Raw genomic sequence first — 22,574 nt, 5'->3', positions numbered from 1 at the left:
AGGGAATTTATGAAGATGGAATTTAAGGTAGAATTACCGGTATTTAAGGAAAAGGAAGTCAACTTATTAGACTACAAGCCAGTTGCCAATAAGTCAGACTTAGAAACAAGTAAGCACAATGCTTTAGTTATTAATAAGGCAATTAAGGATTTATCAGAAAATGGCGGTGGAAAGCTTGTAATCCCAGCGGGCTTATGGATTACAGGACCTATAAATCTTCTTAGTGGAGTAGAGTTACATTTAGAAAGAAATGCAATTTTAAAGTTTTCTAAAAATCCAGAGGAGTATCCTCTAATCGTAACTAATTATGAAGGTCAGGACTGCATCCGTGCAGTATCTCCAATTACAGCAATTAATGCAACAAACATCGCTATTACAGGTGATGGAGTAATTGATGGTAGCGGTGATGAATGGAGACCTATTAAGGAATTTAAGCTTACAGCAAGAGCATGGCAGGAGAATTTAAAGAAAAGCGATTGCGTTCTTGATACTAAGGAGGGCGGCGTTTGGTTCCCTACAAAGACTGCATTTGACGGAAACAAACACAATATCCAGTTAGCTTTTGAAGGAAAGGAAGATGCCGAAGTACTTAAGCTAGCCACTCCTTACTATGATTTTTATAGACCAGTATTAATAAGCCTTAAGCACTGCGATAAGGTCTTACTTCAGGGTGTAACTTTTAAGAATTCACCTGCTTGGAACATTCATCCATATTTCTGTACAAACCTTACAGTAGATAGTATTAACGTAAACAACGCTTATCATGCACAAAATGGTGATGGTATCGATATTGAATCTTGCAAGAATGTGGAAGTTAAGAATTCTAGATTTGAAACTGGCGATGATGCCATTTGCTTAAAGTCAGGAAAGAACGCTATTGCTAGAACAATCACTGGCCCTTCAGAGAATATCTACATCCATGATTGTCTTGTAAACGAAGGTCATGGCGGATTTGTAATTGGTTCAGAGATGAGCCGTGGCATTAAGAATGTTTGGGTTGATAACTGTACATTCCTTGGCACAGACGTAGGTGTTAGAATGAAGAGTGCACTTGGTCGTGGTGGCGTAGTTGAGAATATTAATATTGAAAATGTAAACATGGTGGGAATTAAAAACGAAGGCGTAATTATGACTATGTCTTATGTTTTAAATTCTCTTAACAGAAACGAGACTATTGCTAAGGAAAATGAGGAAGACATTCCATTCTTTAAGAATATCAATATCAACAATGTAAACTGCGTTGGTGCTAAGCATTCAGTAAAAATCGAGCCATTAGAAGGCCGCATGGATACAATCTCTAATGTAAATATTACAAATTCTAGATTTGAAGATTGTGGCGAAGCCCTAATTAAAGGTGAGAACATAAATATAGCAAAATTATTATAAAATTTTGCAATATCTAGTTACATTTGCTATAATATAATTAATATTTTAACTGTGAACAATTGAAGATTAATGGAGAAATGTATGCATGAAAAAATAGTCTTTATAGGTAATGATAAGGGCTTTGTTTATGGTTCTATAAAGAAGGGACTTGAAGAGCAGGGCTTTAATATTATCTCAGTGAATTCAGATATTGCTTATATTATGGGAAAAGAGTCGGAATCTAAGATTTGGCTCTTGTATATTGAGAACGAAGTAACGGATTATGTAAAGATTTTCGAATATATAAAAAAGGCAGTAATATCAAATGATGTTATGCTTTATTTGATTGCCTCAGATAGTGAAATTAGGGACGTCCACAGATATATTCCAGAGCATTTAATTAAGCATGCCTTTGAAAAACCGGTGGATATGTCTAGTATGTACAAATATTTTTCATTGATGGTTTTAAAGCAGGAGGAGGTCGAGCAAGAGAAATCAATTCTCATTGTGGATGATGATCCTTCTTCTTTGCGTGCTCTAAGCGACTTCCTATCGGTAAAATACAAGGTTTACATGGCAAATTCTGCCATGAATGCCATTATGTTTCTAACTAAGAAAAAGGTGGACTTAATTATTCTAGATGTGAGTATGCCAGTAGTAGATGGCACTCAAGTTTTCCAGATGCTACAAGACGAGCCCTCAACAAGAGACATTCCAATTATGTTTTTAACTGGAAATTCAGACAAAGACGTGGTTATGAATGTCTTAAGTTTGCACCCAGTAAAGTATCTATTAAAATCCATGGAGCCAGACAAGTTAATTCTTAGCATCGACGATTTTCTAGATAGCAGAAAGTAGGTGCCTATGGGGATTGGACTTATGGTTTTGTCGTTAATTCTAATCTGCGAGACATTTTTATTAATCAGAATAATTGTAAAAAATAGACATGCTAAAGAGAAGCTAAAAAGGGAAGAAGAACTTATAAAGGAAAAGGCGCTAAATGAGGCAAAGTCTAGTTTTCTAACTCACATGTCTCATGAAATTAGAACGCCTATAAACGCCATTCTTGGCATGAATGAAATGATAATTAGGGAGAGCAAGGATAAGACAATCTTATCTCACGCTAAAAATATTGAGGATTCTTCAAAGGCACTACTTGGCCTAGTGGATGAAATTCTTGATTATAGCAGGCTTGAATCAGGAGATTTAAAGATAAATCCAATCCAATATCGTTTTGATAATTTAATAAATGAGGTGCTGTCCTTGACCTATGAGAAGGCCAAGGCTAAGGGCTTGTGCTTTGATATTCACATAAACCCTGAGATTCCCCTTAGAATGTACGGGGATGTGGTAAGAATCAAGGAGTGCCTACTTAACCTAGTTACTAATTCTATAAAGTACACAAAGGAAGGCAGCGTTAGCCTTCGCATAGATTTTAAGAAGTTGGATTCTGAAAATGTAGAGCTATATGTAATTATTTCAGATTCCGGAGTGGGCATTAAAAAGGAAGACTTAAATAAGCTAAACAATGCTTTTACGCGTCTTGATGAAATCAATAATAGCAGTATTGAGGGTATGGGGCTTGGACTTAGTCTTACTAGCAGATTACTTGAGATGATGGGCTCAAAGCTTGAGATAGAGTCGGTTTACGGTCTTGGAACTACCTTTGCCTTTAGCTTAAAACAGCTAATTGTTGGTTGGCTTGAGTGCGGGGATGTGGTTAAAAACTACGAGGATTCCCTTTGCAAAATCAATAAATATAAGAAGGCTTTTAGGGCTAGTAAGGCTAACATATTAGTGGTGGATGATGTGGAGGTTAATGCAAATGTAGTAAAGGGACTACTTTCACGAAGCTATGTAAAGCTTGATATTGCCCTTAGTGGAGAAGAGGCGCTTGAAAAAGCAAAATTGAAAAAATACGACATTATATTTTTAGACCATAGAATGCCAAAGATGGATGGAGAGGAAACTCTTAAAAAACTAAGAGAGGATAAGGAGTCCTTATCTTTTAATTCACCTGTCATTGTTTTGACGGCTAATGTATTTAACGGAGTGCGTGACATTTACATAGAAAAAGGCTTTACGGATTATTTAGCAAAGCCAGTTTTTTACGAGGAATTAGAGAGACTACTTATAAAGTATTTGCCAGAAGATAAGATTGATAATAATGATTTAGCTGACTCTAGCCTAGAATCTGCTTTTGCTAATGATGCTAAATCTGGTTCGGATCTTTTTGCTACATGGGATTTTTATAGCTTTGAAAATGATAGTGATAGCCAGATTTTAAGCCTCTTTGGAGATATTAGTTATATCGATTATGAGCAGGCCCTTAGAAACTGCATGACAAGAAATACACTTATAAATAGCATAATTACTATAAATTCCACACTTCCTAACAATTTAGAAAAATTAGAGAGTTATTATAAGGCAGAGGATTATGCAAATTTAGAGATTCTAGTTCATGGCCTAAAGAGCTCTCTAAAACTTATTGGAGCCCTTGAAATCTCAGGACAGGCAGCACATATAGAGGATTTGTGCAAGTCCAAAAATTACAAAAATCTTGATATGGAATATGACGCCTTATGCATTTTACTTACGAGATTAAAGACAGATTTAGAAAATGTATTAAGCCCTTTAAAGGATGACAATAAAAAGGAGCTTATATCAAAAGAACAGCTCTCTGAAGCCTATTTGGCCATTAAGGAATATGCAGAAATTGGAGATTTTAGAAATGTGGATCAGATTATGAAACATTTGCTTGATTATGAAATTCCAGGAAACGAGAGGGAAAAGTTTGAAAAGGTTAAGGAATATAGCCTTAATGTGGATGCAAAAGGCCTACTAGAAATTTTATAATGTATGTCCTATATTTACATAATTAGTTTTAAATGTTAGCTTATATATATCTAGAAAGTGGAAACTTTATAGATACAACATTAGAAAACTTGAAGGAATAAGCATATGAATAGAAAAGAATTAAAAAAATCAGCTAGAAAAGTTTTAAGAAAACATTATTTTATTTTGATATTTGCTTGTTTAATGGCCTCTTTTTTAGGGGTAGATTTTTCAAGCTCCTTTATTAACAGTTCAAAGGTTTCCCCTAGGAGATTGGTGGATGAAGTTACACAGGTGGTCCAGGTTTCAACGGTTATGGAGCCAGACAAATTTATAGATATCATAAATGAGGAAATTGAATACAGTAAGGAGGCTAGTTCTGGCACTAGTTTTGCAAGAAATAAGGGCTTTCTTGCCCAGTTAATTAACGGAACAAGTGATGGTCTGCTTTTTTATAGAGTATTGCAGTCCATTAATTCCTTTGTAAGTTCAGAAAAAATAGCCATAAGAATCTTTGTGGTTATTTTTATGATGCTGTATTTTTTAATATGGTTTTTGGTTACAAATCCTTTTTCTGTGAGCTTTAGACGAGTCTTTCTAGAAGCTAGAACCTATAAGAAGGTGGATTATCAAAAGTTCGTATATCTTTTTTATAACAAATGCTTGTTAAACGTAGCTATTTCGCAGGCTTTAAGGGCCTTATATCTATTTTTATGGACCTTTACTATTGTGGGCCTTCCAATTAGTTATTATAGATACAAGATGCTTTCCTACATTTTGGCTGAAAATCCAGCAATTAAGCCAAGACAGGCACTTAAGCTTTCAAGAGATATGATGCGAGGCCACAAGTGGGAAGCTTTTAAACTAGATATGTCTTTTATTTTGTGGTATATGCTTTCGTCTTTTACTTTAGGAGCTCTAGGCCTTCTTTTTGTAAATGCCTATAAGATTGCCACAGTTAGCGAATATTATGTGTATTTGCGAGGCCTAGCTTATGAGAAGGGTCTTGAAAATGTATCGCTATTAAACGACATTTACCTATACAAGATTGCTGATGAGGCCTTGATTAATGAAAAATATAACGACTTGGTGCTAGAGTACAACAAGGGCATAGATGGTGAGGATTACGACTTAGATGCGGACCTTTGGCTTGCTAGTGCCATTGATAATTTAAGAAAGCAAAGGGGTGAGTCCTTTGATGAAAACGATTATAAGGAAAGTACTGGAATCTTTAAGTGGTTTGAGGATAATCTAGGTCTTAGCTTTAGAAACTCAAGATATAACCGCCTAAAGCAGAGCCTAAGCCTTACATTTGCTGCGGTTGATGACTATAACAAGATTAAAAATGGAGAAATCTACCCAGAGAGATTATCCAGTCTTCCATATAAGGAAAGACGAATGAAGGCAGATTACATGCGCATGTATTCTATGTTTTCAATTGTATCTATCTTCTTTATTGGCTGCTTTGTTGGCTGGACCTGGGAGGGAATGTTACATTTGATTCAAAAAGGAAGCTTTGTAAATAGAGGCGCACTAAACGGTCCGTGGATTCCAATCTATGGAGTTGGTGCTGTAGTTTCCATTACATTAGGTTACAGATTTAGGGCAAAACCATTAAGAGAGTTTATCTTTATAGTCATAATAAGCGGAATAATCGAGTACACAACCTCATATTTTATGGAACTTGCCACAGGACTTAGATGGTGGTCATATAATGGTTACTATTTAAATCTAAACGGAAGAATCTGTCTTGAGGGCTTAATTATATTTGGAATTGGGGGATGCGCCGTTGTTTACTGGCTTATACCTTATATAGAAGGACATCTAAAAAAGATGGATTCTAGAATTCTGTCAATAATTTTGATTGCCTTGGTATTTTTATTCATTATTGATGTATTTTATTCATCCATGCACCCCAATACAGGGGCAGGAATAACCCATAAAGTTATCGCTTTAATGCGCCAAAATGCGCACTTTTTTGCAATAAAGTGATAGCAAAATAGAGTGAATATTTTAATAAAAATATTCTTTTTAAAAATTTAATATGCTTGACGATTTATGACAACAAATGCCTTAAAATGTGCATTTATGGAACCGTTCTCATAGTGTGAATATTATGTATAAATATGCATAAATACTGCATAGTATGAATAAAAAAACATTAGTGACAAAATATTGCACGGGTGTTATAATAGCTTAGGCGAAGGGAAGAGCGCTTATTTTTTTTGTCCTTTTCCCGAGCTTGTTAAGAAAGCGTGATAACTTTTTTGGCAGGATTGCAGAAACGCTCCCCAAAAAATAATCGTTGAGTATTGGCTCACGCGGTAGTTGTAGTTTTAACTATTTTTTATTTTTTGTGGAGGGGCATATATGCAGAAATTAGAAAAAAGAATCGGTAGTACACTTGTGGATATCCTATTTGATATTCTGGGCGGCTTTTTATACGCGGTTGGTTATTACACATTTGCAAAGATGGGTGATTTCACACCAGGCGGTGTATCAGGTGTCGCTTTAATCTTTAATTATTTGTATTCGGTTCCAGTTGGTATCTTTACTTTGATATTTAACATACCGCTGGTAATTCTAAGTTATAAGGTTGTCGGTAAGAAATTCTTATTTAAGACAGCTAAGACACTTATTTTTTGTACTATCTTCCTTGATGTCATTGCCCCAATGACACCTCTTTATACAGGAAGCAGAATAACAGCTTCGTTATTCTCAGGAGTTTGCCTTGGTGCATCAATGGCACTCTTTTATATGAGAGGTTCAAGTTCAGGAGGAATGGATTTCCTCATTATGACAGTCAAGGTAAAGAAGCCATATTTTAGTTTTGGCTTCGTAACAATAGTTACTGACTTCATTGTCATTGCAGCAGGTGGTCTCATCTATAAGGACATTGATTCAGTACTTTACGGTTTGATATCAGCATTTACTTGTTCCATCGTAATGGACAAGATCCTTTACGGTATGGGAGCAGGTAAGTTGATAATAATAATTACTGTTCGTAGTAAAGAGCTAACGGACATGATAGGTTCCATGACAGATCGTGGATCTACCATCATCAAAGCCATAGGTAGTTATACCGGTGATGATAGAGACGTTGTGTTGTGTGCATGTTCAAAGAATCAGACTTATGCGGTTACTGATTTGGCTCATAAAGCAGATCCTCATGCCTTCATAATGATCACTGAGACCAGTGAGGTTTTCGGTGAGGGATTTATTGAAGGTAAACGTAATATGAGCAGTAATTAATAAATCATTTTCCTTCCTCATAACGGTAGAGGGGAAGAAGAATCCCGTTTTATTTAAGCTAATAGTTTCTTAGTAAGGAGATTAAGAAACTTTTTCCTAAGCTTACAAGACACATTTACTACATATCGGAGAATGGAAACATTCCCACGTTAGGGTGTTGCACCCTAACAGGAATGCACGAAGGACTTTTGTCCCTCGTGCATTTTTATTTTATTAAGGATATAAATGAGTTAAAAACTGGGTCAAAACTGGGTCAAAATTAGGCTACTAATTTTATTTTTATCACTAAATTAAGATTGAGACAAATTTTCTAATATGATATAATTTTACGGCTACGCTAATTAAAAAGGAGTATTTATGAGTATTTTAACAGTAGAGCATTTATCCCATGGATTTGGTGATAGAGCAATTTTTGAAGATGTATCTTTTAAATTGAATAAGGGAGAACATGTTGGCTATGTTGGTAATAATGGTGCCGGTAAGTCAACATTTATGAATATAATTACAGGTAAGCTCATGCCTGATGAAGGTAAGATTGAATGGGCTAAGAATGTAAAGGTTGGTTATCTTGACCAGCATGCAGTCCTTGAGAAGGGCATGACTATTGAGGCAGTTTTAAAGATGGCTTTTGATGATCTTTTTGAACTTGAGAATCATATGAATGACATCTGCGCTAAGATGGGGGATGCTAGTGAAGAAGAGATGGAACAGTACATGGAAGAGCTTGGTACTATTCAAGATGTCTTAACTAACAGAGATTTTTACTTAATTGATTCTAAGGTAGAAGAAGTTGCAAGAGCTCTAGGCCTTTTAGAGCTTGGCCTTGATAAGGACGTTACAGAGCTTTCTGGTGGTCAAAGAACTAAGGTTTTACTTGGTAAGTTACTTCTTGCAAAGCCTGATATTCTACTTCTTGATGAGCCTACAAACTACCTAGATCAGGAACACATTGCTTGGCTTACAAGATACTTAGAGGAATATGAGAATGCATTTATTCTTATTTCCCATGATATTCCTTTCCTTAATAAGGTTGTAAATCTTATTTATCATGTGGATGGCAGACAGCTTAACAGATATGTGGGCGATTACGATAAGTTTATGGAAGTTTACGAGATGAAGAAGTCTCAGCTTGAGGCTGCATATAATAAGCAGCAGCAGGAAATTGCTGACCTTAAGGATTTCGTTGCTAGAAATAAGGCTAGAGTTTCTACAAGAAATATGGCTATGTCCCGCCAGAAAAAGCTTGATAACATGGATATTATTGAGCTTGAAAAGGAAGCTCCTAAGCCAGAATTTAACTTCAAGGTGGCACGTACACCTTCTAGATACATTTTCCAAACTCATGACCTTGTAATTGGATATGATGAGCCCCTTTCAAAGCCTATTAATATTGAGATGGAACGCGGTCATATCGCTACAATTCGAGGCGTAAACGGAATTGGTAAGACAACACTTTTAAAGAGCATTTTAGGCCAGATTAAGCCTATTTCAGGTAGTGTTGAGCTTGGAGATTATTTAGAGATTGGATACTTTGAGCAGGAGACAAGACCGGATATTGAAACTACTTGTATTGAAGAGATTTGGGAGGAGTTCCCAGGCTTTACTCAGTACGAGGTGCGTTCAGCCCTTGCTAAGTGCGGACTTACAACTAAGCACATCGAAAGTAAGGTAAGAGTTTTATCCGGTGGTGAGCAGGCTAAGGTTAGACTTTGTAAGATTATTAATAGAGAGTCTAATTTACTTGTACTTGATGAGCCTACAAACCATTTAGACCAGGACGCTAAGAATGAGTTAAAGCGTGCTCTTAAGGAATATAAGGGTTCAGTGCTTATGGTTTGTCATGAGCCAGAATTCTATGAGGGTCTTGCAACTCAGGTAATTGACCTTGAAAAGTATACAACAAGATTATAGGATTATATTTAAAATTTTATAGATGGAGAAAAGCCACGTTTTTCTAGTCCTTTTAAGGGATTAGAGGGCGTGGCTTTATTTGTAGGAACTTATACAGGTGGACTTTTTCAGATATATTTGTTATATTATTAGTAGTATTCTAATCGTGAGGACATAACAAAATAAACGTAAGGTGGAGGCTTAAAATGAAGACTTATAAACAAGTTTTAATTGGAGCTTCTGCTTCTGTAGCTTTAGGATTATATGGAGCCACTAGGTATTTTTTTAATGCAGCTTTTGAGAGAAAGACGCTAGAAAAGTTCCCTAGACTAGGAAAGGGCTCTCCTTGGGAAGAGGAAATAGAAGAGGGGAGAATTTGGTTAAAATGCCACGCAGTACCAGTGGGCACCATTAACAGCTTTGATGGCTTGAAATTGTCTGGCTACTATGTGGAAGCACCAAATGCAAAGAGAACTATTGTAATGTGTCATGGATGGAGAGGAAGCTGGGAACGTGATTTAGCAGGTATTTCTAAGTGGTTTTATAAAAATGGCTGCAACATGCTTCTAATAGATCAAAGAGCACACGGCTTTAGTCAAGGCAAATACACAACTTATGGACTTTTTGAAAGACTTGATTGTGTTAGCTGGTGTAACTGGTTAAATAAAATGTATAGGCCCGAGAAGATATTCTTGTATGGCGTGTCAATGGGGGCAAGTACTGTACTTATGGCATCAGGAACCGATGGATTACCATTTAATGTAGCGGGGATTATTGCTGATTGTGGCTTTAGTTCACCTTATGACATTATTGCTCATACAGGCTGGAATATAGCCCATGTACCGGAACATCCATTTATGGATGTCTTAAATCTAATGGTGCGAAGAAGAATAGGTGTGGGATTAAAATCATTTAGTGTGGCAGACGCTATGAAAAATAATACAACACCATTACTATTAATCCATGGAAAACAAGATGAATTTGTCCCCTTTGGCATGTCAATAGAAAACTACAACGAAAGTAATCAGGACACTTCGTTGCTACTAATTGACGGTGCAAATCATTGTCTTAGTTACTATGTGGATAGAAAAAATTATACTAAGACTCTAAAGGAGTTTATTATCAAGGCAGAAAAGGATTTCAAATCTAGGAATCTTTATGGGACTTGAATGCTTTACAAAAGTGGTAATATTAGGAGGTGACTAGATGCCAGCTTATTTTTCTCACTATACATGTGGGGTAAAAGCTTATGAGTCAATTCCAATATCATATTTGAAAAAATGTATATCAGACCACAGACATGCATACTGCTTTGGACTTGAGGGCCCGGATTTCGTTTTCTTTAATGTAACCTTTGGAAAAAGAAATTTGGGTAGCATTATGCATGAGGAAAAATGCGGTCTTTTTCTTAGAAATTTATATAAAGAGTGCGTGAAATTAAAGGGAGAAAGTAGAAGAATAGCCCTTGCTTACTATGCTGGCTTTCTTGGCCACTACGCCCTTGATACAGTCGCTCATCCTCTCGTTTACAGTTTGTGTGAGGAGGATACAAAGATGAAATCTCTGGGAAAACATTTTCGATATGAAGCCGCAATGGATAATTATGTCGTAAGAGATTATTTAAAACGTGAAGTGACAGATGTAAAGATAATGCAGCTTACAAGGCTTTGGGGCATGGAAAAGAAGGTGGTTATGCGCGTCTTTAATAGGGCAGTAAGCAGGACCTACCATGCAAGAAAGATAAACCTACTTTCCGTCTATATGATGTATTTTTCCTATGCTTTTGTAAGGAATCACTTTAACGATAAGTTTAAGATTAAGGAGAATTTTTTTGAGGCTTTTGAAAATGTAATTTATAAACACAGTTTTCATTCAGCCCTTTATGTAAATAACAACCTTTATGGTTACACAAAAGAAGACTACAAGCTCTTTAATGAAAAGATGGAGATGGGCATTAAAAGAGCCGCAGAGATACTTAGATGCTTTAATTATGCAACCCGTGGCGAATTGTACGGAGAAGAAGAAAAATGGAATAGGGAGTACGAATTTTTCAAAGAAATAGGGAGCTTCTCTTATCATTCTGGCGAAAGGCTAGATGATGCATTTTACGAAGACGATGAGGTAGAAAATTATGGATAATTACAATAATAGATGTGCTATTATGGAAAACTTAATTCAATCATCTCTTGATGCAGTTCTTGTTTTTGATGAAAAAGGACGTCTTGATTTGACTAATGACAACGGCAAAGACCTATTAGAATTGCTTGATATTGATCCGGATAATTGCCATTTGACTAATATAAGTAGCAATAGGCACTTATCAGGCCTTGAGGATTTAAGCGAATCCTTTGTAAAGGCCATTAATTTAAAGGTAAATGATGAGGAAAGAAAATACAATTGCAATTACGGTAGGGTTTTTAAAGAGAAATCCTATGTGGGCTGCTTTTTGATTTTCAATGATTTTACCTGCCAAGAATTACTTTTTAGAAAGCAAAAATATATTGCTGAACATGATGAAATCACGGACTTCTACAATAAATCTGCCTTCTATAGATATACGGAGGAATTAATTGAGAATCATCCGGATATTAAATTTGATATTATTTATTCTGATATAAAGGACTTTAAATTAATTAATGAAAATTACGGACAAGATGTGGGCAATGAAGTTTTACTCTCAATTGCTGAGATTTTAAAGACCTTCCCACAAACTAATACGGTAATTGGCAGGCTAGAGGCAGATCACTTTGCGCTTTGTATGCCAGATGACAGACTAGATGTGGACTTAATTAAGAAGCATTCCTGGATTCAGATAAAGAAGGACGATTATGACCTTGTGGTTCACAACGTCTTTGGAATTTATCAGATTAGTGATAAGGAAGAAATAGATGTGCCAACTATGTGCGAGCGAGCTAGAATGGCCCTTGAGCATGATGGCCTTGAAAAGAAGGTTTGCTTTTATAACGAGGTTATGAAGGAAAACTTAATAAAGGAGCAGCACATTTTAAAGCACTTCGCCATGTATATTAGGGAGCGCAAGTTCCTAGTTTATATGCAGCCTCAATACGACTGTAAAACTGGCAATTTAGTGGGGGCTGAGGCTTTGGTTCGTTTAAAGAGAAAAAGTGGTATTTCGATTCCTTATGATTTTGTGCCAATCTTAGAAAAGAATGGCTATATAACTGAGATGGACTATTACGTTTGGGAAGAGGCTTGTAGATTTTTAAGAAAATGCATCGACAACAAGTCAGAAGTAGTGCCAATTGCAGTTAACGTTTCTTGTAAGGACTTTGATAAGATAAATGTTAACAATGCATTTTGCATATTAACAAAGAAATATAATATTCCACATGACCTAATTAGACTTGAAATTACGGAAAGTGCCATCGCTTCAGATGAGAAGTTAATTAGAGTTGTAAAGGATTTAAGGCGAAACGGCTTTTTAGTGGAGATTGATGACTTTGGAAGTGGATATTCCTCCCTTAATATGTTACAGAAAATCTCCATTGATGTGGTAAAGCTTGATATGAATTTTGTTAAGGAAGATTCCAATAAAGAAAGCGGTCTAATAATTTTAGAGGGTATAATTAAGCTTTTAAAATCTCTTAGAATGACGGTTATTGCAGAGGGGGTTGAGACCAAGGAACAGCTAAATCTCTTGACTCGCTTAGGTTGTGATGTAATTCAGGGATATTATTATTCAAGGCCTATTCCAATGGATGAATTTTACGATAGTTTAAAATAAATGTTTATTTCTAAAAATATAAATGATATACTTAACCTAGTGTTATCTAAAACTAAATAATTATTTCTAAAAAGATTATCGGGAGGGATAAGTATGAAAAAAATTATTGCCGAATTAATCGGTACATGTGTACTTGTGACACTAGGTTGTGGAACTGCTATGCTTGTTGGCTGTAACGCTGTAATGGGTGGAGGTTACATTTTAACAGCTCTTGCCTTTGGCCTTTCAATTGTAGCTATGGCTTACTCAATTGGTAACATTTCAGGTTGCCATGTAAACCCAGCAGTTTCTTTTGCTTTCTTGATTAAGGGAGATTTATCTATTAAGGATTTCTGCTCATACGTTTGTGCTCAGATTTTAGGTGCACTTGCAGGTGCAGGTATTCTTGCATTTATATTTAACACAGGTAAGCTTGTGGACATGACTGGGGGTTATGGAAGCAATGGCGTATCGGGTGTTGGCGACAACTATGCAACAGCTATGATCGTTGAAATTGTTCTTACATATATTTTTGTAATGGCAATTCTTGGCGTTACATCAAAGAAGGCTAAGCATGGTAATGTAGCTGGTCTTGTAATCGGTTTAACACTTACATTAGTTCATATCCTAGGCATCGGTCTTACAGGTACATCTGTAAACCCAGCTAGAAGCTTAGGCCCAGCTATTGTAGCAGCAATCGATGGTAACTCAGATCCTATTAAGTGTGTTTGGGTATTTATCGTGGCTCCACTTATTGGTGCAGCTCTTGCAGCCCTTTGCACAAAGCTCTTAGAGGGTAAGGACGAGTAATATAAAAGATAAATATAAGAAAAAAGAATAGTAATAGATAATACTAAACTAACAAAACAGAATTCAATATGTATTACAAATACAGTAATAGTCTGCCTTTCGAGTGATTTCGAGGGCAGGCTTAATTTTTTCTTAATAAAGTTTATAAAATGTTTTGTTAGCACTCTATTGACGTGAGTGCTAACAGGTGTTATAACATAATTGTCAAGAGGATAAGAACAGAAGTTAAAAAATAGCTCTTGAAGATTAAGGAGGAATTGAGTATGTTAAATTCATTATTAGTTAGAAATGGTATGTTTGATGATTTATTTGAGGATTTCATGGATAAGACACCAGCTTTATTCTCTGGCTATGTAAGTCCTTGTCTTGGACATCTTAACACAGATGTAAAAGAGACAGAGACAAGCTATGATCTTGCAATCGATTTACCAGGATATGATAAAAACGACGTCAAGATTTCTCTAAACGATGGATACTTAAGCATTGAGGCATCTAGAGAATCAGATGATGAAAAGAAAGATAAGGATGGCAACTTCCTAAGAAGAGAAAGATATTCTGGACAGGTTTGCAGAAGCTACTATGTCGGAAATGAAATTAAGGATGATGATATTAAGGCATCCTTCAAGGATGGAGTCTTAAATGTAATTGTACCTAAGAAGCTTGAAACTAAGAAGGTTGAAGAGAAGAAGTACATTGCAATTGACTAATCAAATATAGATTAAAAATAAACATACAAGTTAATGTTACAAGATTAATATTACAAAAAAACTTACAATAGAAAATTTCTTGGCTAGCTGCCTTTAGGGGCAGCTAGTTTTATGATGAGAATCAACTACTAAATAATAAACCTGATTAAACTTTTTTGAAGGACTAGTTAAAAAGTTTAAATGGGTTTATTTTTTTTTGCTCTTTTCTAATATTTTTAATTCATAAGGAAATTGTATAAAAAAATAAATAGATTGCATACAACTATTTGACTATCAAAATAAGTGCTGGAGCGAGATTGGAAACCCACGCTAAGAAGTGGTTTAAAAAACTAGGTTTTAAAGGATTTATACGTATACTGTTTTGATATTCAAACTAGCTTGACAAAAAAATTTAATTGTTTTATAGTCATAACGTTTTCAGTTAAACAATTTGTAAACAAAAAAATCAAACAGTAAAGGGAGTAATTATTATGACAACATTTGAAAACGTAAAAGAGATTATTGTAGACACATTAAGCCTTGATGCAGACGAGATTAAGTTAGAAAGCGATTTAATCAATGACTTAGGTATTGATTCATTAGACGTTATGGAATTAGTAATGGCTATCGATGAGAAGTGCAACGTAACAATTCCAGACGAAGAAATTCCTAACTTAACAACTGTTGAAGCAATCGTAAATTACATCGATGCTAATAAGGCAGCCTAAGGCTAGTGAGGGGCTTGTTATTTAACAAGCCCCGTTAATTTTTAAGGAAAGGGACTAAATAATGCTATTTAGTGATGATAAGGGTATGAGTTTAGAAATACAAGATATAGAGAGACTTATGGACAAGTTCGAAAAGAGTTCCTTAAGTGAAATGTCAGTAAATGACAATAAAGTTAGTTTTGTTTTTAAGAAGAATATTGGTGCAAGTGCAGTTGATTATATAAATAAAGACTTAGTAGCAGTTAAGCCACAGGAAGTTGCAGTAAACACTGAATCAAATGTAGTTGCAGCAAATGAGTCTGTAGAAGCTCCTAAGGAAGCCGTAAAAGAGGAGACTAAGTTAGAAGGTAGCTTTGTTACAGCTCCAGTTTCAGGAATCTTTTATAGTGCTAGTAAGCCAGGTGAACCAAACTTCGTTAAGGAAGGGGACACAGTTAAGAAGGGCGACGTACTAGGACTTATTGAAGCTATGAAGGTTATGAATGAACTTCTAGCTCCAAAGGATGGTGTAGTTGAGAAAATTAATGTTTCTGATGAAACATTTGTAGAATATGGACAGGAGTTAATATGTTTAAGAGATTGTTAATTGCCAATCGTGGCGAGATAGGAATGAGAATACTTCGTTGCTGTCAGGAAATGGGTATTGAAACAGTAGTTGCTTATTCAAGCGAAGACGCAGGCACATTACCAGTTACTTTTTCACCTGTTAGCGTCTGTATTGGACCTGCATCCCCAACAAAGTCTTACCTTAATCAGGATGCATTAATTCAAGCAGCTATTAGTTATAAATGTGATGCTATTCATCCAGGATATGGATTTTTATCAGAGAATCCTGACTTCGCAAAAAAATGTGAAGATGCAGGAATTAAATTTATTGGACCTAGTAGTGAGATGATTAGAAACATGGGTGAGAAATCTACAGCTAGAAGTCTTATGAAATCTAAGGGCGTTCCTGTAGTTCCAGGTTCAGATGGTCTAGTAAATAGCCTTGAAGAGGCTAAGGAAATTGCCTTAAAGATTGGTTTCCCAATTCTTATTAAAGCCTCTGCTGGTGGCGGTGGTCGAGGAATGAGAAGAGCTTATGATATGTCAGAGCTTGCTAATGCTTTTGAAAGTGCTAAAGCTGAGGCTTTATCAGCTTTCGGTGATGATTCAATGTATATTGAGAAACTCATTTTAAATCCTCATCACGTAGAATTCCAGATCATTGGTGATGAACATGGACATATTGTTTCTCTTGGAGAACGTGATTGTTCAATGCAGAGAAGAAATCAGAAATTAATCGAGGAAGCACCGGCTTCAATCCTTAATGAAAAGCAAAGAGCAGCAATGCAAAAGGCAGCCATTAAGGCAGCTATGGCAGTTAACTACTCCTCAGTCGGTACTGTGGAATTTGTAGTTGATCACGATAAGAACTTCTATTTCATTGAAATGAACACAAGAATTCAGGTGGAACATCCAGTAACTGAAATGGTTACAGGAGTTGACCTTGTAAAAGAACAGATTAGAGTGGCAGCAGGTCTTCCACTTTCCTTTAAGCAAAGCGACATTAAGACTCATGGTTATGCTATTGAATGTCGTATTAATGCTGAAAATCCTGAAAAGGATTTCGCTCCAAATCCAGGTAAAATTGATTTTCTTCATTTACCAGGTGGTGCAGGAGTTAGAGTTGAAAGTGCTATGTACTCAGGCGCAATGGTAAGTCCTTGGTATGATTCAATGATTGCTAAGGTTATTGTAAATGCACCTTCAAGACTTGAGGCTATTAGAAAAATGAGAGTAGCTCTTGAAGAGCTTACATGTGAGGGTATAGATACAAACATCGACTTCTTATATTTGCTTATGTATAACCCAGAATACATCATGGGCCGAATTGATACTTCCTTCCTTGAAAAGAATTGCGAAGGAATTATTAAGTGGGGCAAGGAGAGCAGAAAAGAAGCTCAGTAATGAAGAAAGGAAGCTTTTAACATGAATATGTTTAGCAATAAAAGACAGGTTTTATTAGCTTATAGAAAGCTTCGTACAAAGAATAAAATGCTATCTATGACTGGAAGACGACTTCGTTTCGTATCCGATGCAGGTACATTTTCAGAAATGTATGGAGACTTTAAGTTTAATAATCCACTAGAATTCCCTGAATATGAAGAAAAGTTAGAAGAGGGTTATAAAAACTCAGGTTCTAACGACGCAGCTTTAGTGGGCCGCGGAAAGATTAATGGAATCGACTTTATTGGCGTTGAGCTAAATAAGGGCTTCATGATGGGAAGTATGGGAACTGTAGTTGGTGAAAAGGTAACACTTGCTTGCGAATTAGCAGATAGCCTAAATCTTCCACTTATTATTTTCTCGGCCAGCGGTGGCGCAAGAATGCAGGAAGGTATGTTTTCTTTAATGCAGATGGCTAAAACAAGTGCGGCAGTTGAGAAGTTTAAGGAAAATGGAGGCCTCTACATCTCAGTTCTTACACATCCAACCACAGGCGGAGTTAGTGCAAGTTTTGCAACTCTTGGAGATATTATTTTAGCTGAGCCAAATGCATTAATTGGTTTTGCAGGTCCTAGAGTTATTGAGCAGACAATTAAGCAGAAGCTCCCAGCTGGTTTCCAAAGATCTGAATTCCAAAAGGATCACGGTCTTGTAGATAAGATTGTTCCTTTGGAAGAGATGAAAGAGACACTTTATAAGATTTTGAAGTTACACGGATGCAAGGAATTGTAAAAAGGAGACTTTATGAAGGAGAAGAAGAAGGAAATAAGCGCATACCAAAGAGTTCAGACAGCTAGACATAAGGATAGACCAAAGGTAATGGATTACATTGATGCGCTATTTGATGATTTTATAGAGCTTTCTGGAGATAGACTTGGAAAAGAAGATTTATCCCTACTTGGTGGAATTGCTAGTTTTCATGGCATGCCAGTAACAGTAATTGGCCACAGAAAGGGTAAGAATCTTGATGAAAATGTAAAGTACAATTTTGGTATGACAAGTCCAGAAGGTTATAGAAAAGCTCTTCGTTTAATGAAGCAAGCGGAGAAGTTTAACAGACCTGTAATTACATTTATAGATACTCCTGGAGCATATCCTGGAATGGAGGCTGAGGAGAATGGTCAGTCAATTGCAATTGCAACAAATATTGCTAAGATGAGCAATTTAAAAGTACCTATTATCAGTATTGTAACTGGTGAGGGAAGTAGCGGTGGCGCCCTTGCAATTGGCGTTTCAGACAGAATTTGGATGCTAGAGAATGCAATTTATGCTGTACTTTCACCAGAAGGTTTCGCATCCATTTTATGGAAAGATAGTAAGAGAGTTAAGGAAGCTTGCGAGGTAATGAATATTACAGCAGATAGCCTTAAGAAGTTTGGAATCGTTGATGATGTTATAAGCGAGGTTAAGCCTATTACTAGTGAAGACGGCTTCAAGATGATGATAGAAGAGCTTGATGGCAAGCTAGAAAAGGAACTTAGTTCTTTGAAGAAAATGGACAAAGAAGATTTAGTTCAAAAAAGATATGAAAAATATCGTCATATTGAAGGCGAGAGAGCGCCAAAGGAAACAACTAATGGTGAGGTATTAAAATGGGCGGATTAAGTATTGTAGGTTTAGGTAAGGCCTTACCTATAAAGACATTTTCAAATGATGATTTCAGCGAATTTCTAGATACATCAGATGAATGGATAAGCACAAGAACAGGTATTAAAGAAAGACGACTTTGTAACTTAGAAGATAGATATAAGGGAGAAGAAGATCAGTTAGGTCTTGCTGTTGCAGCAGCTAGGGAAGCCCTAGAGGATTCAGAAATAGATTTGAATAAAATCGACATTTGCATAGTAGCCACAGCAACTCCAAAGAACGCTTTCCCTGCTACTGCTTGTATGGTAGCTAAGGAATTAGGCTTATCAGAAAATTGCATGTCCTTTGATTTAAGCGCAGCTTGTTCAGGCTTTATATATTCTTTAAATGTAGCCCACGACATGTTACTAACTAAGGGAAAAGATAGATACGCCTTAGTTGTGGGAGCAGAGGAATTCAGTAAGATTTTAGATTTTAAAGATAGATCCACATGTGTACTTTTTGGTGATGGTGCAGGGGCAGCAGTTGTAAAAATCGATGAGACTAAGGCCTATGCTAGTGCAAGCCATACAAGAGGCGATGACATTTGCTTAATATCAGGTGGGGTTGCAAGCACTAGAAAGTTATCTATGGAGGGTAACACAGTTTATAGATTTGCTATTGGTGCAATAGAGCAGTTACTTAAGGAGTTAGTGGAGGAGAGTAAAATTTCCTTAGAAGAAATCGGACATATTGTTTGTCATCAGGCTAACAAAAGAATTATTAATCATGTAATTCGTTCCACAAAGCAGCCAGAGGAAAAGTTCTTTATGAATTTAGAGCACTATGGCAATACATCAGCAGCCAGCGTTCCTATAGCTTTAAAGGAAATGCAGGAAAAGGGAAAATTAAAAACTGGTGATGATGCTTACCTAGTAGGATTTGGCGCAGGTTTAACCTGGGGCGGAATTTTAGTTAATTATAGCGGTAAGTAAATAGGAGGATGAAATGAAACTACTTAATGAGATTTTAAATATTAAATACCCAATTATTCAGGGTGCTATGGCAAATATTGCAACAGGTCAGTTTGCAGCAGATTGTTCAAATGCAGGCGCACTTGGAATCATTGCAGCTGGTGGCTGGGATGCAGCAAAGCTTGAAGAGGAAATTCACAAGGCTAAGAAGTTAACAGATAAGCCTTTTGGTGTAAATTTAATGCTTATGAATCCACATTGTGATGAAATGGCAGAACTTGTTTGCAGAGAAAAGATTAGCTTAGTTACAACAGGTGCTGGTAATCCTGGTAAGTATATGGATTCATTTAAGGCAGCAGGAATTAAGGTTTTTCCAGTTGTTGCTTCAGTTATGCTTGCTAAGAGAATGATTGAAAGTGGCGCTGATGCAATTATTGCAGAGGGTACAGAAAGTGGCGGTCATGTTGGTGAAATGACAACAATGACACTTGTTCCACAGATGGTAGATGCAGTGGATGTTCCTGTTATTGCAGCTGGTGGTATTGCAGATGGCAGACAGTTTGCAGCAGCCCTTAGTCTTGGTGCTTGTGGTGCTCAGATTGGTACATCACTTCTTGTAAGTAATGAGTGCCCAATTCATGAAAATTATAAGAAGGCCATTATTGAAGCTAAGGACAATGGAACAATCGTTACAGGTAGATCTGTAAATGCTCCAGTTAGAATTTTAAAGAATAAGATGGCTAGAGAATATACAAGAGCTGAAAAGAGTGGTGCTACAAGAGATGAACTTGAAAAGTACACACTTGGCTCTTTAAGAAAAGCTGTATTTGACGGCAATGTTGATGAGGGTTCATTAATGTCAGGTCAGGTATGTGGTCAGTTAAATGAAATTAAGCCACTTGAGACAATCCTTGAAGACTTAATGAAGGAAACAAAGGAAAGATTAAACTCATTATCATCAATTGCAGTATAGGAGGATAAAAATGATAGCATTTCTTTACGCTGGACAGGGAAGCCAGAAGGTAGGAATGGGTAAGGATTTCTACGATAACAGTACAGATTTTAAGAACATTTTTGATGAAGTTAGAAACGAGGCAGGTTTTGATTTAGAGGAAATCTGTTTTGAAGATAAGGAAGGCAGAATCAATAACACAAGATATACACAGGCTTGTCTTGCAGCTTTTGCAGCAGGTGTCACAAAGCTTTTAAACAAGGCTGGCATTAGCCCAGATTATCTTGCAGGCCTTTCACTTGGGGAATACAGTGCACTTCATGCAGCGGGTCTTATGGATGAGAAAGAATTAGTTAAGCTTGTAGGCTTTAGGGGTGCAGCAATGCAGGAGGCTGCTAATGGCCTTGATACTAAGATGAGTGCAATCTTAGGTTTAACAGGTGAGGACATTAAGCCAGTTTTAGATGAAATAAATAAAAAATATGAGGCAGAGAATAAGGAAAGAGAAAGCAAGGGAGAGATGCTTTTAAGCGTTGAAATCTCTAACTTTAACTGCAAGGGTCAGGTTGTTATTTCTGGTGCAAGCCAGTTAGTTACTGAGGCTGAAGAAAAGTTAAAGGAAGTCGGTGCAAAAAGATGTGTAGCTCTAAAGGTTAGCTCAGCTTTCCACACAAGCTATATGGAACCTGCTAGCAAAAAGCTAGAGGAATATTTTAACGACAACAACAATGGCCTTTTAGTAGATGAAAGAAAGTTATCTAAGCCAGTACTTTTCAATGCTATTGCAGATGAGAAGCAGGAAAGAAAGGTTTCTGATCTATTAATTGCACAGGTTAAAAATCCTGTAAGAATGGAACAGACTATTGTAAAGCTTAAGGATTTAGGCGTTGACACAATCGTAGAAATCGGACCAGGTAAGACTTTAGCTGGCTTTGTTAAAAAGACAGTTGAGGGCGTTAAGGTCTATTCAATAGATAGTTATGCTGATTATGAAAATCTAGTAAAGGAGATGGCAAGTTAATGAAGGGACAGACAGCAATTGTAACTGGCGGTGCTAAGGGTATTGGTAAGGCAATAGCGCTTGGACTTGCAAAGAAAGGCTGCAATATTGTAATTAACTACAATTCAAGCAGTGCGGCAGCAGAAGAGACAGCAAAGGAAATTAGAGAATTAGGCGTTGAAGCTTTATGTGTTCAGGCAAATGTATCTAATTCAGAGGATTGTAAGAAGCTTTTTGAGGAAGCCCTAACTCTTACAGGCAAGGTTGAAATTTTAGTAAACAATGCCGGAATTACAAGAGATGGTCTTGCCCTTAGAATGAGCGATGAGGATTTCGATGCAGTTGTAAAGACTAATCTTTACGGAACATTTTACTGTATGAGAGAGGCTTATAAGCTTATGCTTAAGGCTAAGTATGGAAGAATCATCTCCCTTACAAGTGTTGTTGGTCTTCACGGTAACGCAGGCCAGGCTAATTATTCAGCTTCAAAGGCTGGTATTATTGGTCTTACAAAGTCAATGGCAAAGGAACTTGCTGCAAAGAAGGTAACAATCAATGCAGTAGCTCCAGGTTTTATTGATACAGATATGACAGCAGCAATGAATGAAAATGCAAAGACAGCCGCTATTGCATCAATTCCAACAAAGAGAATGGGTAGCGTAGAGGATATTGCAAATACAGTAGCATTCCTTGCTTCAGAAGAAGCAAGCTATATAACAGGACAGGTAATTAGCGTTGATGGCGGCATGAGCATCTAATGTCGTAACTACGAAGTAGTTACGATGTAGCGTCAGCCTGATTTT

Annotated in this window: 20 protein-coding genes; all 20 read left to right on the top strand. The window is 36.5% G+C overall.

Going from position 1 to position 22,574, the window contains the following annotated elements:
- Positions 1 to 9 precede the first annotated feature (9 nt).
- The 20 genes from BLQ66_RS06460 to fabG all read left to right on the top strand — a co-directional run bounded on the left by BLQ66_RS06460 (position 10) and on the right by fabG (position 22,529).
- Positions 10 to 1,386 (top strand): glycoside hydrolase family 28 protein, encoded by a 1,377-nt coding sequence (locus tag BLQ66_RS06460; protein WP_074521468.1) that lies wholly within the window; start codon positions 10 to 12, stop codon positions 1,384 to 1,386.
- 81 nt (positions 1,387 to 1,467) lie between these two features.
- A complete protein-coding gene (locus BLQ66_RS06455; protein WP_074521467.1) occupies positions 1,468 to 2,223 on the top strand; it encodes a response regulator in 756 nt (251 codons plus the stop codon).
- 6 nt (positions 2,224 to 2,229) lie between these two features.
- Positions 2,230 to 4,221: a sensor histidine kinase gene (locus BLQ66_RS06450; protein WP_074521466.1), complete on the top strand. Its 1,992-nt coding sequence runs from the start codon at positions 2,230 to 2,232 to the stop codon at positions 4,219 to 4,221.
- 105 nt (positions 4,222 to 4,326) lie between these two features.
- A complete protein-coding gene (locus BLQ66_RS06445) occupies positions 4,327 to 6,192 on the top strand; it encodes a DUF975 family protein (protein ID WP_074521465.1) in 1,866 nt (621 codons plus the stop codon).
- A gap of 378 nt (positions 6,193 to 6,570) precedes the next feature.
- Entirely contained in the window at positions 6,571 to 7,452 is an 882-nt protein-coding gene (locus tag BLQ66_RS06440) for a YitT family protein (protein WP_027431572.1), read from the top strand.
- 357 nt (positions 7,453 to 7,809) lie between these two features.
- Complete coding sequence (locus BLQ66_RS06435) at positions 7,810 to 9,363, top strand: ABC-F family ATP-binding cassette domain-containing protein (RefSeq protein WP_027431573.1); 1,554 nt, start codon at positions 7,810 to 7,812, stop codon at positions 9,361 to 9,363.
- Positions 9,364 to 9,548: 185 nt separating this feature from the next.
- Positions 9,549 to 10,511, top strand: coding sequence for an alpha/beta hydrolase (locus tag BLQ66_RS06430; protein WP_074521464.1), 963 nt, complete (start codon positions 9,549 to 9,551; stop codon positions 10,509 to 10,511).
- A gap of 37 nt (positions 10,512 to 10,548) precedes the next feature.
- On the top strand, positions 10,549 to 11,481 hold the full coding sequence (locus BLQ66_RS06425) for a zinc dependent phospholipase C family protein (RefSeq protein WP_074521463.1): 933 nt from the start codon (positions 10,549 to 10,551) through the stop codon (positions 11,479 to 11,481).
- A complete protein-coding gene (locus BLQ66_RS06420) occupies positions 11,474 to 13,087 on the top strand; it encodes a bifunctional diguanylate cyclase/phosphodiesterase (protein ID WP_074521462.1) in 1,614 nt (537 codons plus the stop codon). The genes BLQ66_RS06425 and BLQ66_RS06420 overlap by 8 nt, the downstream gene beginning before the upstream one ends.
- Positions 13,088 to 13,180: 93 nt before the next feature.
- Positions 13,181 to 13,876 carry an MIP/aquaporin family protein gene (locus tag BLQ66_RS06415; RefSeq protein ID WP_074521461.1) on the top strand — a complete coding sequence of 232 codons (696 nt, stop codon included), beginning with the start codon at positions 13,181 to 13,183 and terminating at the stop codon, positions 13,874 to 13,876.
- Between the two features lie 263 nt (positions 13,877 to 14,139).
- On the top strand, positions 14,140 to 14,583 hold the full coding sequence (locus BLQ66_RS06410) for an Hsp20/alpha crystallin family protein (RefSeq protein ID WP_074521460.1): 444 nt from the start codon (positions 14,140 to 14,142) through the stop codon (positions 14,581 to 14,583).
- 470 nt (positions 14,584 to 15,053) lie between these two features.
- Positions 15,054 to 15,290, top strand: a complete 237-nt coding sequence (gene acpP, locus BLQ66_RS06405; RefSeq protein WP_027431578.1) for an acyl carrier protein — start codon at positions 15,054 to 15,056, stop codon at positions 15,288 to 15,290.
- A 118-nt stretch (positions 15,291 to 15,408) separates the two neighbouring features.
- Positions 15,409 to 15,876 (top strand): acetyl-CoA carboxylase biotin carboxyl carrier protein, encoded by a 468-nt coding sequence (locus BLQ66_RS06400; RefSeq protein ID WP_180364704.1) that lies wholly within the window; start codon positions 15,409 to 15,411, stop codon positions 15,874 to 15,876.
- Positions 15,858 to 17,240 carry an acetyl-CoA carboxylase biotin carboxylase subunit gene (gene accC, locus BLQ66_RS06395; protein ID WP_074521459.1) on the top strand — a complete coding sequence of 461 codons (1,383 nt, stop codon included), beginning with the start codon at positions 15,858 to 15,860 and terminating at the stop codon, positions 17,238 to 17,240. The genes BLQ66_RS06400 and accC overlap by 19 nt, the downstream gene beginning before the upstream one ends.
- Before the next feature lie 21 nt (positions 17,241 to 17,261).
- Positions 17,262 to 18,011, top strand: coding sequence for an acetyl-CoA carboxylase carboxyltransferase subunit beta (locus BLQ66_RS11780; RefSeq protein ID WP_051195442.1), 750 nt, complete (start codon positions 17,262 to 17,264; stop codon positions 18,009 to 18,011).
- Positions 18,012 to 18,023: 12 nt separating this feature from the next.
- Complete coding sequence (locus BLQ66_RS11775) at positions 18,024 to 18,884, top strand: acetyl-CoA carboxylase carboxyltransferase subunit alpha (protein ID WP_083330290.1); 861 nt, start codon at positions 18,024 to 18,026, stop codon at positions 18,882 to 18,884.
- On the top strand, positions 18,872 to 19,840 hold the full coding sequence (locus tag BLQ66_RS06385; protein ID WP_074521458.1) for a beta-ketoacyl-ACP synthase III: 969 nt from the start codon (positions 18,872 to 18,874) through the stop codon (positions 19,838 to 19,840). The genes BLQ66_RS11775 and BLQ66_RS06385 overlap by 13 nt, the downstream gene beginning before the upstream one ends.
- 13 nt (positions 19,841 to 19,853) lie before the next feature.
- Positions 19,854 to 20,792, top strand: a complete 939-nt coding sequence (locus tag BLQ66_RS06380) for a nitronate monooxygenase (protein ID WP_074521457.1) — start codon at positions 19,854 to 19,856, stop codon at positions 20,790 to 20,792.
- Positions 20,793 to 20,802: 10 nt separating this feature from the next.
- Positions 20,803 to 21,792: an ACP S-malonyltransferase gene (locus BLQ66_RS06375; protein ID WP_074521456.1), complete on the top strand. Its 990-nt coding sequence runs from the start codon at positions 20,803 to 20,805 to the stop codon at positions 21,790 to 21,792.
- Positions 21,792 to 22,529 carry a 3-oxoacyl-[acyl-carrier-protein] reductase gene (fabG, locus tag BLQ66_RS06370; RefSeq protein WP_074521455.1) on the top strand — a complete coding sequence of 246 codons (738 nt, stop codon included), beginning with the start codon at positions 21,792 to 21,794 and terminating at the stop codon, positions 22,527 to 22,529. Before BLQ66_RS06375 ends, fabG begins: the two co-directional genes overlap by 1 nt.
- Positions 22,530 to 22,574: the final 45 nt, after the last annotated feature.

Source organism: Lachnospira pectinoschiza (assembly GCF_900103815.1).
GTDB classification, from domain to species: domain Bacteria; phylum Bacillota; class Clostridia; order Lachnospirales; family Lachnospiraceae; genus Lachnospira; species Lachnospira pectinoschiza_B.
This window is presented reverse-complemented; position numbering and strand designations above follow the sequence as displayed.